This is a genomic window from Bacteroidota bacterium (assembly GCA_038746285.1).
In the GTDB taxonomy this organism is placed as follows: Bacteria; Bacteroidota; Rhodothermia; order Rhodothermales; family JANQRZ01; genus JANQRZ01.
Genome location: JBCDKT010000017.1, coordinates 42,956 through 56,449 on the forward strand (window position 1 = coordinate 42,956; position 13,494 = coordinate 56,449).

A 13,494-nucleotide genomic window follows, 5' to 3' on the forward strand; every position below is an offset into this window, starting at 1 on the left:
CCATGAAGATTGCCCTTTGCCAGATCAACCCCACCGTCGGCGACCTCGACGGCAACGCGGATACCATCGTCGCCTTCGCCCGCCGCGCGGCCGAGGCCGGAGCCGACCTCGCCGTCTTCCCCGAGCTGTGCGTCGTCGGCTACCCGCCGCTCGACCTGCTGGAGAGCGAAGCGTTCCTCGACGATGTAGAGGCGACCATCGAGCGGATCGCCGTCGCCGTACCGCCGGAGATCGGGGTGCTGATCGGCGCGCCGGTGCAGAACCCGAGCGCAATTGGCAAGCGGCTCTTCAACGCGGCGCTGCTGTTTGAGGGCGGCGAGCAGGTCGCCGAGGTGCGGAAGGTGCTGCTCCCGACCTACGACGTGTTCGACGAGGTCCGCTACTTCGAGCCGGGGACGGCGTGTGAGCCGGTCGTTTTCCGTAGCGTCCGGCTCGGGCTGCACGTCTGCGAGGACATGTGGAATAACGAGGAGCACGCCGCCGTCCACCTCTACGCCGCCAACCCCATCGACGCCCTCGCCGACGCCGGGGCCGACCTCTACGTCAACATCTCGGCCTCGCCGTTCGCGCTCGGCAAGCACGAAGCGCGCAACGCCGTCATCGCCGAGAGCTGCCGCGAGCACGGTCTGGGGTTCGTCCTCGTCAACCAGGTCGGGGCCAACACCGAGATCCTCTTCGACGGCGACAGCCGGGTCCACGACTCGCGGGGCACCCGCATCCTTTGCGCGCCGAGCTTCGAGGAGGCGCTGCTCGTGTGGGACACTGAAGCGGAGACCGGCCCGTGCCCGATGCAGCACGACCCCATCACCGACCTCCACGACGCGCTCGTGATGGGCATCCGGGACTACTACGAGAAAACCGGCGCGTTCGACGGCGCGCTCATCGGTCTCAGCGGCGGGATCGACTCGGCGGTGACGTGCGCGCTCGCGGTCGAAGCGCTCGGGGCCGACGCCGTCACCGGGATCACGATGCCGTCGAAGTACTCGTCGCCCGGCTCGGTGGACGACTCGCGGGCGCTCGCCGAGAGACTCGGGATCGCCTTCCACGAGGTGCCCATCGTCCCGGCGGTCGACGCGTTCGGGACGATGCTGTCGGGTCTGTTCGTGGGGACGGACGAGGGCATCGCCGAGGAGAACGTCCAGTCACGGGCGCGGGGCGTGACGCTGATGGCGGTCTCGAACAAGTTCAACAAGCTCCTCCTCACGACGGGCAATAAGAGCGAGATGGCCGTCGGCTACGCGACCCTCTATGGCGACATGTCGGGCGGCCTCGCGGTCCTCTCCGACGTCTTCAAGCAGCAGGTCTACGCCCTCGCAGAGCACGTCAACGCCCGCGCCGGGCGCGACCTCATCCCCCGAAGCACGATCACCAAGCCGCCCAGCGCCGAGCTCCGCCCGGACCAGCTCGACTCCGACTCGCTCCCGCCCTACGACGTGCTCGACCTGATCCTCCAGCTCTACATCGAGGAGCTGCTCGACCTCCGCGAGATCGTCCACCGGACGGGCTTCGACCCGGCGCTCGTGGCACGCGTGCTCGGGATGGTGGACCGGAACGAGTACAAGCGGCGGCAGGCCCCGCCGGGGCTGCGCGTCTCGGCGAAGGCGTTCGGCCACGGCCGCCGCATCCCGATCGTGATGAAGCGCACCCGCTCGCTGCCGAAGGAGACGGAGGCCTAGCCCGCAGCCTCGCGGAGCGCTTTCAGCGTCAGGTTCTCCTGCTGCCCCTGCCAGAGCGGACGCCCGCCGGCGCGGGTGCGGCGGTCGCAGTAGAGTTCGAGCCGGACGCCCTCGGGGTCGCGGAAGTAGCACTGCCACGCGATCCCGGCCTCCTCCAGACTCATCTCCACGTCCATCGCCTTCAGCTTCTCGACAGCGGCGAGGAGCGCGGTCTCGTCCTCGACCTCCCACGCGAAGTGGTCGAGCCGCGTCGCATCGTCGAGGTCGCGTCCGGCCTCGTCGCGGGCTTGGCGGAGGACGAGCCGGTGGTGCATCCCCTGGCCGTCGGTGAGGAAGGCGTAGTGGCTCGCGTCGTCTGTGGCACGCTCGTGGACGGTGAGGCCGAAGACCTCGGTGTAGAACTGGGCGGCGCGAGCGAGGTCTTCGACGTCGAGGCGGAGGTGGCCGAGGCGGGCAGGCATGGAGCAGAAGGGTGAGGTGAGAGAGGAGCTTGCTAAACGCCGAGGCCCCGCCGGGGTGCCGGCGGAGCCTCGGCAATCACCAGGCGCACTGCGGGTCAGACGCTCATACCGCCGTCGACCGGCAGCGTGTCGCCGGTGACGTAGCTCGCCTCCCGGCGACGCGAAGAACGCGACGGCGAGGTCCGAGCATACTCCTCCGCGGAGGCTCACGAGGCTTCGGCGGGCTGGACGGACAGCAGGCCTTCCATGCCGAACCCTTCGAGCGTCTGCTGCTGCACATGGGCCGCGGTTTCGTTGATCGCCTTCGCGCCGTCGCCGCCCGTCATCGGGTCTACCACGACGCGCAGAGGGCGCTCGCCCGCCGGGGTGGCGATGAGCGTCGCCACCGCGTCGGCGACCTCTTGGGGATCGGGGGCATCGTCGCCCTGGAGCATCTCGCCGACGCCGCTCCACATCTGACCAGGCATCTCGGCGAGAGGGCCGTAGCTCTCGGCGCGGGCGTCGTCGGCACCGGGGACCATGCTGTCGAAGAAGTTAGTGCCGAAACCACCCGGCTGGACAATCGCCACGTCCACGCCCGTCGGAGCCAGTTCGTAGCGCAGGCTTTCGGCCAGTCCCTCGACGGCGAACTTGGACGCCGTGTAGGCACCGGAGAACGGGAGGACGACGCGGCCCAGCGTGCTGGAAATGTGAACCAGCAGGCCCTTGCCGCGCGCCCGCATCGCAGGGAGCACCGCGCGGTTGACGCGCTGCACGCCGAATACGTTGACGTCGAACATCGTCTCGAACTGCGGCACCGTGAACGTCTCCGTCAGTCCGCCGCCACCGAAGCCCGCGTTGTTGACCACCACATCGATGTGACCCTCCAGGCTGATCGCCCGCTGGACGGCCTGGTCGACGGACGCATCGCTGGTCACGTCGAGGTCAAGGATGTGGACGGTGCCGCTGGTTTCGTCTGCGAAGGCGCTGAGGTCGGCAGCGGCCTCCGCGTTGCGGCCCTCGGGCGCGCGCATGGTGGCGAAGACGGTGTGCCCGCCGGTGAGAAGGGTGCGGGCGATCAGCAGACCGAAGCCGCTGCTGCTGCCGGTGACGAGAACGTTCTGGGACTGAGACATGACGGTAGAGGGTTGGGTGTGGATAGCGAAGCCGGCAGAAGGTGGCGGGGGGCCACCGAGGCGTGCGTCGCAGAAGGCAGTGTCTTGAGAATGACACCTATTTGGAATGATCGTTCCTAAATATGCTGAGCGCGTCTGTCTGTTCCGACGAGTAGTGGATTTTTATTCCAGCGTCCGCAGCGTCTGGTCTACCACATCTTGCAGCGCGGCCTTCGACGGGCCGAGCCGTGCGGTCGCCTTCAGCCCGTAGACGGCGTTGGCGAGGTAGCGCCCGAGTGCCGTCGCAGCCCGATCCGCAGGCAGTTCGCCTGCCGCCTGCGCTCGCTGGATGACTTGCTCGAAGGTCTGCTGCATCCCGGCGAGAGCGGCCTCGGCCCGGCGCGCTGTCTCGGCGTCTGATGGGCCGCGCTCGACGGCGGCGTTGGCGAGGAGGCAGCCCCGGTAGTCCGCGTCGGCGGCGGCATAGTCCACGATGGCCTGGAAGTAGCGCCGGAGCGCGGCGAGCGGTTCGGTCTCCGACTCACGCAGGAGCCGAGCCTCGCCCTCGCCCTGCTGCTTGTAGCGGTCGAGCGCCGCGAGCCAGAGCGCCTGCTTGTCGCCGAAGGTCTGGTAGAGGCTGCTGCGGCTGATCCCGAGGTGATCGACGAGGTCCTGAATCGAGACGGCTTCGTAGCCGCGCTGCCAGAACAGGTCGACGGCGCGGTCGAGCGCGGCGTCGGGGTCGAAGGCTTTGGATCGGGGCATGGCGCGGGTGTATTTATTCTGGAACGCTCGGTCCGATGCGAGGTTCAGGGCGCTTCGGGGCTGACGAGGTGCTGTCACTCGGGCGGCGTACCTTCACCCGACTCTCGACCCTAGACTGCCTGACCTCCCGACCGTGATCACCTACGTCTCCGGCACGCTCGCCGCCAAGTCGCCCACCGACGCCGTCGTCGACGTGCAGGGCATCGGGTACCACGTCCTGATCCCGATGTCGTCGTTCGAGAAGCTGCCGGCGGCGGGCAAGCCGGTCAAGCTGCTGACGCATCACCACATCCGGGAAGACGCCGAGACGCTGTTCGGCTTCGCCACCGACGCCGAGCGGACGCTCTTCCGCACCCTCGTCGGTGTCTCGGGCGTCGGGCCGAAGCTGGCGCTCGCGGCGCTGTCGGCGATGTCGCCCGAGGCGCTGCGCGACCACATCTTGGAGGGCGACGCGAGCGTGCTCACCCGCATCCCCGGCGTCGGCAAGAAGACCGCCGAGCGGCTGGTCGTCGAACTGAAAGACCGGCTGGCGAGCCTCGACGGGTTCGAGGGCGCGACGGCCGTCGGCGGCGACGGCACGGCGAGCGTCCGGGCCGACGCGCGCGCCGCGCTCGAGTCGCTCGGCTTCGCCCGCGCCGAGGCCGAGAAGCGCATCCGCAAAGCGCTCCGCGACCACGACGGCGCGGTGACGGCCGAGGAGCTGATCCGCCTCGCGCTGCGGTAGGGCGAGCGAGTAGCGCGGAGGAACGGAAGCGGAGACGAGAACGGGTACGGTTAGCCCAGCGGTGAGTCCTGCGTTCTTCCGCTCTTCCCACCCTCCGCTCCTCCTCTCTTAACGCTCCCGTAAAGCGAGGGTATACCGAAGGCCCTACCTTAAAGGCTGGCCCCCCTCTCACCTTTCCGCCCTGCCGTGGCCGATCCCTCGTTCGACCTCTCCTCCGGGACCGTCCTGCTTGTGGACGACGAAGAGGACCTCCTCGACCTCCTCTCGTACGCGCTCGAGCGCGAGGGCTTCGACGTGCTGACGGCGCGGGACGGCGTGGAGGCGCTGCGCGTCGCCAAAGCCGAGCGGCCGGACCTCGTCGTGCTCGACATCATGATGCCGAGGATGGACGGCCTCGAGACCTGCCAGCGGCTGCGCGAGGACGCGACCCTCCGCCTCGTCCCGATCCTCATGCTGACCGCCCGCAGCGAGGAGCGCGACGAGATCCTCGGCCTCGACGCCGGGGCCGACGACTACCTCACCAAGCCGACCTCGCCGAGCCTCCTCGCCTCGCGCGTCCGCGCCCTCCTGCGCCGCAGCGAGCGTGCCGAGGCCGCCACCACGAGCCAGCTCCGCGTCCACGACCTCGTCATCGACCGCGACCGCTACCTCGTCACGCGGGACGCCGCCGGCGAGGCCGAGGAGTTCCGCCTGCCGCGTAAGGAGTTCGAGCTGCTCTTCTTCCTGGCCTCGCACCCAGGCAAGGTGTTCACGCGCGAAGACCTCCTCAACCACGTCTGGGGGCCGGACGTCTACGTCGTGGACCGGACCGTGGACGTGCACGTCCGCAAGATCCGCGAGAAGCTCGGCAGCGGGACGATCGAGACCGTCAAGGGCATCGGGTACAAGCTGGCCGAGTCGGTGGCGTAGCTTCGGGCTTCTTCTAGCCCTGACGCCTCGTGGCCGCTGACGCCCCTGCCCCGCCTATGTCCGACTCGCCCGTGCGGCGGGTCAACCGGCTCGCGCTCAAAACGGCTGTCGTCACCGGGGCCGTGGTGGCGGGCGTGGCGCTCGGCGTGGTGCTGGCGGGGATGCCGGAGGCGTGGGCACCGCCGCTCCTCGGCCTCGCCGCTGGCCTGGCGGCGTACGGGGCGGTCCAGGTGCTCGTCGCGCGGCGGCTCGAACTCGCCCGGGCCACGCTCCGCTCGGCGCGCAAGCGGCGGTTCGACGCGCTCGGCCGGCTCCGGTCGCCGGAGGACCGGGACGAGCTCGACGCCCTGCTCTGGCAGGTCTACCGGGCTGGGCGCACGCTCCAGCAGGAGATCGAGCGGCTCGAGCGGCTCGAAGACTACCGGCGCGAGTTTCTGGGCAACGTCTCGCACGAGCTCAAGACCCCGATCTTCGTCATCTCTGGCTTCGCCGAGCAGCTCCTCGGCGGGGCGCTCGAGGACCCCGCCGTCAACCGCCGGTTCGTGGCCAAGATCGGGCGCAATGCGCAGCGGCTCGACAGCCTCGCCCGCGACCTGCTCGCGATTTCGCGGATCGAGAGCGGCGAGTTGACGATGACCCAGGCCGGGTTCAGCCTGAGCGCGCTCGTCGAGGACGTCGCCGAGTCGCTGGAGCCGGTGGCCGAGGCCGAAGAGGCCCAGATCCTGCGCCGCGTGCCGCCCGACCTGCCGCCGGTGACCGGCGACCGCGATCAGCTTCGGCAGGTGCTCGTTAACCTCGTCGACAACGCGCTCAAGTACAACAACCCCGGCGGTCGCGTCGAGGTGGCCGCCCGCGCGACCGCCGAGGGCACGGTCCGCGTCAGCGTCGTGGACGACGGGATCGGGGTGGCGGCCGAGGAGATCCCGCGCCTGACCGAGCGCTTCTACCGCGTGGACCGGAGCCGGAGCCGGTCGCAGGGCGGCACCGGCCTCGGCCTGGCCATCGTCAAGCACATCCTCGAGGCGCACGGGCAGCGGCTCCGCATCGAGAGCCGCCCGGACTATGGCTCGTCGTTCTCGTTCCACTTGCCCCTCGGCGTCGCCGAACCCGTTTCTGAGGTACCAGGGCCCCTCGTTTAGCCCCGGCTGGACCGGAACAAATGCGGGGTGCCGGGTTCCATCGCCTAACCTACACAGTACTTCGACGCCCGGACCCGTGAGCACGCTCTCCGACCTCATCAAACAAGACCGCTTCGCCTCGCCCGCCCACGAGGCGCTGCTCAGCGTGATGGTCACGCAGCCCTTCATCATGGGCCGGCTGGCTGACGTGATGAGCGAGCACGACCTGACGCCGGCGCAGTACAACGTGCTGCGTATCCTCCGCGGGTGCCACCCCGAGCGGGCGACCTGCAGCTACATCGGCGAGCGCCTCATGGACCGGACGCCCGACGTGACGCGCCTCCTCAACCGGCTCGGCACGGCCGGCTTCGTGGACCGCCGCCGCGCCGACCACGACCGCCGCGTCGTCGAGGTCTGGATCACCGACGAGGGGCTGGAGCGCCTGGCGAGGCTCGACCACCCCGTCGATGCCATGATGCACGAGCTAGCCAGCGGCCTCACCGACGACGAGCACCGGATGCTCTCGCACCTGCTGGAGAAGGTGCGGCAGGCCGCCGAGGTCCCGGCCTGAGGAGGGTCACTTGGCCGGGGCCACTTCAGAGACGTAGACCGTCGCCTGCTGCGTCGCGCCGGCCTGGTAGGTGCCCACCCAGATGTTGTAGTTGCCCGCCATCGGCTGGGAAAGCTGGACCATCGGGTTCGAGCCAGTGGCGTCGTCGCTGCACACCCACGAGCCGTCGGGGAGGTTGACGAGCAGCGTCGTGTCCGACGCGGCACGGACGTAGATGTAGAGCGGATAGGCTCCCGGCGTGAAGTTGAGGTCGAGGTCGGGCCGCTCCAGGTTGATGTAGCCCACGCAGCCGGCTCCGCTGATCGGGTTGGCGCTGCTGCCCCCGGCCTGGATCGTGTTCACCTGTGGGTCCGGCTGGAAGCCCGACGAGAGGGTCATCGTGCCGTAGAGCGGCTGCGCCCCGATGTTCGGCGACCCGGAGGACGCCGTCGCCTGGCGCGACCCGGCCTCGGTGATCGAGACGACGGCGTCGGACTGCGCGTTGGCGTTGTAGGTCGTCACCCAGATGTTGTAGTTGCCGCTCTGGGGCTCCGAGAACACGACGAGCGGGTCGCTGCCGTCGCCCCCGTCGTCGTCGCAGACCCACGAGCCGTCGGGCTGGTTGATGAGGAGGGCGGTGTCGGTGGAAGAGTCCACCGAGATCCGGAGCGGATAGCTGCCCGCCGTGTAGTTCAGGTCGAGGTCAGGGCGCTCCATGTTCAGGTAGCCTACGCAGCCGGCCCCGTTGACCGGGTTCTCGCTCGTGCCACCTGCGACGACGCTGCTCCGGTGGGGGTCGGGCTGGAAGCCTGCGCTCAGCGTAACGGTCCCGTAGAGCGGCTGGGCGCTGATGTCCGGCTGGGCTACAGCCGGCGGGGCGAGGGCAACGAGCAGAGCGAGGGGAAGCGCGCGAGCGAGCATAGCAGCAGTTAGCTTGGGGGAGGGCGATAGCTCCTATATCAACCGGGCGGGCCCAGAATTTAAACGCAGTCGCCGCCCGATGCCGAAGCTCCGGGCGGCGATGCGCAGGTCTAACGTACGCAAAAGATGGGACGTGCTCAGGCGGCGACCTCCTCCGCCTCCGAGACGTGGCCCTTCGGCTCGACGAAGGTCATCCACTCGTCGTGGCTGGACCGCCCCTCGACTGCGTCGAGGTAAGCCGTCTGGAGCGTCTCCGTGACAGGGCCGCGGCGCCCCTGGCCGACCGGGATGTGGTCGACCGAGCGGACCGGGGTGACCTCGGCGGCGGTGCCGGTGAAGAAGAGCTCGTCGGCGATGTAGAGCGCCTCGCGCGGGATGAGCTTCTCCTCGATCTCGTAGCCCCGGCCCTGGGCCAGCGCGATGACCGTGTCGCGCGTGATGCCGGGGAGGACGGAGAGTCCGGTCGGTGGCGTGTAGAGCTTGCCGCGCTTGACGAGGAACAGGTTCTCGCCCGAGCCCTCGGAGAGCAGCCCGTCCACGCTGAGCGCGATCCCCTCGGTGAAGCCGTTCTTGACGGCCTCCATCTTGATGAGCGCCGCGTTGAGGTAGTTCGCCCCCGCCTTGGCGAGCGACGGCGTGGTGTTCGGCGCGTTGCGGTTCCACGACGAGACCTGCACGTCGACGCCCTGCTCGAGCGCTTCGGGGCCGAGGTACTTCCCCCACTCCCACACGGCGACGACTGTTTCGACCGGGTTGTTGAGCGGGTTGACCCCCATCGGGCCGTGGCCCCGGAAGACGAGGGGGCGGAGGTAGCACGCGTCGAGGCCGCTCTCGGCGACGGTGTCGACGCACGCCTGGCACAACTCGTCGAGCGAGTAGGGAATCTCCATCCGGTGGATCTTGGCCGAGTCGACGAGCCGCTGCATGTGCTCTTCGAGCCGGAAGATGGACGGGCCACGCTCGGTCTGGTAGCAGCGGATGCCCTCGAACACGGAGGATCCGTAGTGGACGACGTGGGAAAGGACGTGGATGTTTGCGTCCTCGAAGGGGACGAGATCGCCGTTGAACCAGATCTTGTGTGGCATGAGTGCTCGGTCGGGTGATTAAAGGACGCGCGGCGGAAAGAAGGGAGCCAAGATACTGAATCGCGGCCCGCCTCTTCAAGGTTTCGGAAGCGCTTCCGCTTCGGTGGGACGGAGGACTGGCGAGACGGAGGACGGTCAGGCGGCACCGGGGCGATGGCGACCGGCCCCCGTAGGGGCGTAGCATGCTCACCCCCAGCCCGGAGACGGCATCACCTCCCGGAGACGGCAGTCCTACCGTCCTCCGTCTTTTGTTCTCCGTCCTCTGCCCTACCGTCCCACCGTTTCACCGGCACGGCGGCGTAGCGGGCGATCGTCCACAGGATTTTGGCCGACGCCTTCGCGGTGCCCGCGAGCGTGCCGGTAATCTTCGAGACGCCGATCCGGCGGCGGTACGAGACGGGCACCTCGGCGCAGCGGAGCCCGGCGCGGACAGCCTTGATCTGCATCTCGACGGTCCAGCCGTAGGTCGTGTCCTGCATCCCGAGGGCGAGGAGGTCGGCGAAGCGGATGGCGCGGAAGGGGCCGAGGTCGGTGAAGCGCGCGCCCCAGATCCAGCGCATGAGCGTGCACGCGATCCGGTTGCCGACGAGCGCCTGCGGCAGCATCGCGCCGGGCTCGCGCACGCCCGTCATCCGGGAGCCGACGACGAAGTCGGCCGCGCCGCGCCGGATCGGGCCGAGGAGGCGGGTCATCTCGTCCGGGTGGTCGGAGTAGTCGCCGTCGAGGAAGACGACCACGTCCGGCTGCCGGGTCGTGGCGTAGGCGATCCCGCACAGGCAGGCCGAGCCGTAGCCTCGTCGCTCCTCGCGGAGGACCGTCGCCCCGGCGGCGCGGGCGTTGTCCTCGGTCTCGTCCGTCGAGGCGTTGTTGACGACCACGACCTCGTCGACGGCGTCGGGAATGTCGCCGATGACACGGCCGATGGAGCGGGCTTCGTTGAAGGCCGGGATGATGACGAGCGTGTGCACGAGCGCAGGGCAGGGTGAGGCCGGAAGCTACCGCCCGCCGCACGTACCGTCCATCACGCTGCCGTCACTTCGCCCCTTGGGCATCGACGAAGCCGAGGGCCTCGACGATCCCAGGCGCGAGCGTCCAGCGGCTCGTGAACCGCGCCGCCGCGCCGACGAGTCCCAGCCCGCCCGTGACCGGGGCAGCCCGTCCGTCTACCACGTCGTAGGCGATCTCCAGCGCGAGCAACTCGACCTCGGCGCCGGGCTCGAAGCTCGACAGGACGGTGCCGGCGTCGCGGGAGAGGCTGAGGAGCACGCCGAAGCCGGCGTCCACGGGCTCGGCGGTGTCGTAGGCCACGTCGAACCGGCGTGGCTCTGCGCCCTCGGCCCGCACGGTGTACGTGACCGCAATCGCACCCGGCACCTCGGCGGTCTCGATTCTCAGCACCTGCGACACGACCTCGTTGAACACGTCGGGGTCGTCCGGGCGCAGCGCGGGCTCGGACGGGAGGCGGACCTCGGCCGTCGTCGCTGCGCCGCCGGTGCGCCGGACGGCTTCGATCCGGTAGGCGCGCCCGGCGACGGGCTGGAAGTCGGCGACGAACACGGTGCCGGAGGCCCCCTCGCCGGGCAGGGCGAGCGAGTCGCGCCAGGCGAGGGTCGCGCCCGTCGTGAGGTCGGTCGAGGTCACGCGGGCGTCGTCGGTGCTCCCGCCCTCAGCCCGCGCCGTGATGAGCTGGAGGCGGACGAACTGCGTACCCGCCCGGGCATCGAGGAACCCGTAGAGCGCGAACGTCTGGTCCGACTCTACGAACGGATCGAACGCGTCGGAGCACCCGACGAGAGGAGAGAGGAGAGCGACCAAGAAGAGAAGGAAGGAGAAGCGAAAGCGGGCAAGCATAGCTCGACCCCGGCCCTCGGTGTCTTCCATCCTTCCGCTCTTCCGGTCTTCCATGCTTGGCATCCTCACTCAAACGCCACGCGGAGGCCGACCGACGGGATCAGCGGGAACTGGTCGACGCGGTCTGCGCGGAGGGCGTCGTAGTAGAAGAAGTTGGCGCGGTCGGTCGTGTTGATGACGCTAGCCTGGAGTGTGAGCAGGGCCGGGCCGAGGTCGAAGTCGCGCTCGGCGGACACGTCGAGGCGGTGGTACGACGGGGTCAGCCCGCGGAACGGGACAGCCTCGGGGATAACTGCCGGGGTGCCTTCAGCAGTCAGGAACTCGCCAGCGGGGTCGGGCGCGCCGAGGTCGTCGAAGACGCCGACGAGGCGGGTGAACGGGCGGCCCGAGGCGAGTTGCCAGCGCGCGGCTAGGCGCCACGGCCCGCGCTCGAAGGTGCCGACAAGGTTGAGCCGGTGGCGGCGGTCGTGCGGCGGCCGGTACGCCTCGCGTGCGTTGCGGTAGGTCGAGGCCGAGTAGCCGTAGGTGGCGAGGAGCGTGAGTGGGCGGCGGCCCCACTCGGCGCGGAGGTCGACGCCGAACACCTCGCCGTTGGAGCGGACGAGGCCGCGGTCGGCCAGCAGCACCTGCATCGCGTCGAGCTGCTTGGCGTAGCCCTCCACGCCGAGCGCGAGGCTGGCCGTTGGCCGCACCTCGGCCCCGAGGATGGCGTGGAGCGCGCGCGGCGTCGGCTCGTTCTGGGGGATCGAGGCCCAGGCGGTGAACACGTCGCCGATGTCGCGCTCGTCGCTGAGCCCGATGATCTCCTGCCGGTAGAGGCCGAGGGCGGTGCTGAGCGTGAGCCCGGGCGAGGCCGCCCACGAGGCGCGCAGGCGCGGTTCGAGCGAGAGGTCGCGCTGCTGCGCCGGGAAGGTCTGGAGCCGCAGTCCCGGCTCGACGCGGACGCCGCGCCCGAGGTCGAACTCCGCCTCGACGAAGAACGTGCCCTCGGTCGTGCGCTCGCGCTGGGTCGGTCCGGCACGGTCGAAGGTGTAGTCGAACAGCAGCGTCTGGCCGCCGAACCCGAAGTGGACCTCGGCGCGGCCCAGGTAGTAGGCGAGCGCGAACTGCCCGCCGAAGCTCCTGACGTCGGCGTCGCGCGCCGGAGCCCGGTCCGGCTCGAACGAGGAGCGGTAAGCCGCGTAGTTGACCGTGACGTCGAGCGCCGCTGCGACCGAGGGCGGGAGGTAGAAGAAGCGCCCGCCGAGGGCCTCGTTGGTCCAGTCGATCCGGGTCTGGTCGGCGACCCCGCTGATGGTCCCCGCGTCGGTCGTGCGCAGCCCGGTGAGGCTGACGAACGACGCCGGCCCGGTGAAGAAGTGGACCTTCCCAAAGGCGTCGCCGAAGCGGTACGGCAGCGCCTCGCCGACGACCTGCTCGGCCACGCGCTCCACGACCGACTCGCGCACGCTGAGCACGAACGACGCCTCGTCCGGCACGATCGGCCCTTCGACGCGGACCGAGGTCAGGAACGGCGCGAGCGACGCCGACCCGCCGAAGCGCTGCTTGCTCCCGTTCTTCGTCTGCACGTCGATCACCGACGAGATCCGCCCGCCGTAGCGCGCCCCGAACCCGCCTGCGTAGACGTCCGCCTGCTGCACGATCTCGGCCGGGAACGCCGAGTAGAACCCGACGATGTGGAACGGCTGGAAGAGGCGCATCCCGTCGACGAGGACGAGGTTCTGCGTCGGCGTTCCGCCTCGGATGTAGAGCTGACCGCCGCGGTCGCCGATCGTGGCGATGCCGGGCTGGACGGTGAGCACGCCCGCGAGGTCGCCGCTGAGGTCCGGCGCGGGGATCACGGCGAGGTCGGCCGGGCGAAGTTGGACGAGACCTGCCGGGGCCGAGGTCGTCGTCGTCCGCTCGGTCTCGACGGTCACGGTCTCCATCGCGGTCTCCGCCGGGGCAAGGGCGATCTCCAGCGTCACCCGGTCGCCGAAGGCGAGGGCGAGCGTGTCGGCGAAGGCGTCGTAGCCGAGGAAGGTCGCCGCGAGCGCGTAGCGCCCCGGCAGGAGGCCGCCGAAGGCGAAGCCCCCGTCGCGGCCTGTCGCCCGCCCGAAGGTCTGCCCGTCCTGGCGCTCCAGAACCACGTTGACCCCGGCGAGCGCCTGCCCGTCCTCCGCGTCCACGACGGCCCCGGAGAGCACGGCGCGCTGCGCCTCAGCGCCGGGGCCGAGGCACAGCGCGCACAGCGCGAGCGCCAGGAGAAGACGAACCATCAAGCAGTTGGAAAAACGGCCTGCAAGATAGCACGGCCCTCTCCCGTCGGTGAGGCGCTTCGCAGGGCACTGCCGCGTGCCC

Annotated in this window: 13 protein-coding genes; 5 read left to right on the forward strand and 8 right to left on the reverse strand. The window is 69.9% G+C overall.

Going from position 1 to position 13,494, the window contains the following annotated elements; translation table 11 throughout:
* Positions 1 to 2 precede the first annotated feature (2 nt).
* On the forward strand, positions 3 to 1,676 hold the full coding sequence (locus AAGI91_07565) for an NAD+ synthase (GenBank protein MEM1042473.1): 1,674 nt from the start codon (positions 3 to 5) through the stop codon (positions 1,674 to 1,676).
* On the opposite strand, the gene AAGI91_07570 is transcribed toward AAGI91_07565, so the two are convergent.
* The 3 genes from AAGI91_07570 to AAGI91_07580 form a co-directional block, all read right to left on the reverse strand.
* Complete coding sequence (locus AAGI91_07570; GenBank protein ID MEM1042474.1) at positions 1,673 to 2,137, reverse strand: VOC family protein; 465 nt, start codon at positions 2,135 to 2,137, stop codon at positions 1,673 to 1,675. The genes AAGI91_07565 and AAGI91_07570 overlap by 4 nt on opposite strands.
* 206 nt (positions 2,138 to 2,343) lie before the next feature.
* On the reverse strand, positions 2,344 to 3,252 hold the full coding sequence (locus AAGI91_07575; GenBank protein MEM1042475.1) for an SDR family oxidoreductase: 909 nt from the start codon (positions 3,250 to 3,252) through the stop codon (positions 2,344 to 2,346).
* Positions 3,253 to 3,414: 162 nt separating this feature from the next.
* Positions 3,415 to 3,996: a TetR/AcrR family transcriptional regulator gene (locus AAGI91_07580; protein ID MEM1042476.1), complete on the reverse strand. Its 582-nt coding sequence runs from the start codon at positions 3,994 to 3,996 to the stop codon at positions 3,415 to 3,417.
* Positions 3,997 to 4,129: 133 nt separating this feature from the next.
* On the opposite strand from AAGI91_07580, the gene ruvA reads away from it, so the two are divergent.
* The 4 genes from ruvA to AAGI91_07600 all read left to right on the forward strand — a co-directional run bounded on the left by ruvA (position 4,130) and on the right by AAGI91_07600 (position 7,318).
* Complete coding sequence (gene ruvA / locus AAGI91_07585) at positions 4,130 to 4,720, forward strand: Holliday junction branch migration protein RuvA (GenBank protein MEM1042477.1); 591 nt, start codon at positions 4,130 to 4,132, stop codon at positions 4,718 to 4,720.
* A gap of 186 nt (positions 4,721 to 4,906) precedes the next feature.
* Complete coding sequence (locus tag AAGI91_07590; GenBank protein ID MEM1042478.1) at positions 4,907 to 5,629, forward strand: response regulator transcription factor; 723 nt, start codon at positions 4,907 to 4,909, stop codon at positions 5,627 to 5,629.
* A gap of 56 nt (positions 5,630 to 5,685) precedes the next feature.
* A complete protein-coding gene (locus tag AAGI91_07595) occupies positions 5,686 to 6,768 on the forward strand; it encodes an ATP-binding protein (GenBank protein ID MEM1042479.1) in 1,083 nt (360 codons plus the stop codon).
* A gap of 76 nt (positions 6,769 to 6,844) precedes the next feature.
* A complete protein-coding gene (locus AAGI91_07600; GenBank protein ID MEM1042480.1) occupies positions 6,845 to 7,318 on the forward strand; it encodes a MarR family transcriptional regulator in 474 nt (157 codons plus the stop codon).
* A 6-nt stretch (positions 7,319 to 7,324) separates the two neighbouring features.
* Here the strand turns inward: AAGI91_07600 and AAGI91_07605 are convergent, their stop codons facing one another.
* The 5 genes from AAGI91_07605 to AAGI91_07625 form a co-directional block, all read right to left on the reverse strand.
* The gene (locus AAGI91_07605; GenBank protein MEM1042481.1) at positions 7,325 to 8,218 is read right to left on the reverse strand and encodes a hypothetical protein; all 894 of its coding nucleotides are present in this window, start codon (positions 8,216 to 8,218) and stop codon (positions 7,325 to 7,327) included.
* 137 nt (positions 8,219 to 8,355) lie between these two features.
* A complete protein-coding gene (locus AAGI91_07610; GenBank protein MEM1042482.1) occupies positions 8,356 to 9,303 on the reverse strand; it encodes a branched-chain amino acid transaminase in 948 nt (315 codons plus the stop codon).
* 209 nt (positions 9,304 to 9,512) lie between these two features.
* Positions 9,513 to 10,271 (reverse strand): glycosyltransferase family 2 protein, encoded by a 759-nt coding sequence (locus AAGI91_07615; GenBank protein MEM1042483.1) that lies wholly within the window; start codon positions 10,269 to 10,271, stop codon positions 9,513 to 9,515.
* Positions 10,272 to 10,335: 64 nt separating this feature from the next.
* Positions 10,336 to 11,154, reverse strand: a complete 819-nt coding sequence (locus AAGI91_07620) for a hypothetical protein (GenBank protein ID MEM1042484.1) — start codon at positions 11,152 to 11,154, stop codon at positions 10,336 to 10,338.
* A gap of 65 nt (positions 11,155 to 11,219) precedes the next feature.
* Positions 11,220 to 13,412 carry a TonB-dependent receptor gene (locus AAGI91_07625; GenBank protein ID MEM1042485.1) on the reverse strand — a complete coding sequence of 731 codons (2,193 nt, stop codon included), beginning with the start codon at positions 13,410 to 13,412 and terminating at the stop codon, positions 11,220 to 11,222.
* Between the last annotated feature and the right edge of the window lie 82 nt (positions 13,413 to 13,494).

Bases quoted from the DNA above. Each gene is read 5' to 3' on its own strand.
- AAGI91_07565 (MEM1042473.1), top strand. From the start codon at position 3: ATGAAGATTGCCCTTTGCCAGATCAACCCCACCGTCGGCGACCTCGAC.
- AAGI91_07570 (MEM1042474.1), bottom strand. From the start codon at position 2,137: ATGCCTGCCCGCCTCGGCCACCTCCGCCTCGACGTCGAAGACCTCGCT.
- AAGI91_07575 (MEM1042475.1), bottom strand. From the start codon at position 3,252: ATGTCTCAGTCCCAGAACGTTCTCGTCACCGGCAGCAGCAGCGGCTTC.
- AAGI91_07580 (MEM1042476.1), bottom strand. From the start codon at position 3,996: ATGCCCCGATCCAAAGCCTTCGACCCCGACGCCGCGCTCGACCGCGCC.
- AAGI91_07595 (MEM1042479.1), top strand. From the start codon at position 5,686: ATGTCCGACTCGCCCGTGCGGCGGGTCAACCGGCTCGCGCTCAAAACG.
- AAGI91_07605 (MEM1042481.1), bottom strand. From the start codon at position 8,218: ATGCTCGCTCGCGCGCTTCCCCTCGCTCTGCTCGTTGCCCTCGCCCCG.
- AAGI91_07610 (MEM1042482.1), bottom strand. From the start codon at position 9,303: ATGCCACACAAGATCTGGTTCAACGGCGATCTCGTCCCCTTCGAGGAC.
- AAGI91_07620 (MEM1042484.1), bottom strand. From the start codon at position 11,154: ATGCTTGCCCGCTTTCGCTTCTCCTTCCTTCTCTTCTTGGTCGCTCTC.
- AAGI91_07625 (MEM1042485.1), bottom strand. From the start codon at position 13,412: ATGGTTCGTCTTCTCCTGGCGCTCGCGCTGTGCGCGCTGTGCCTCGGC.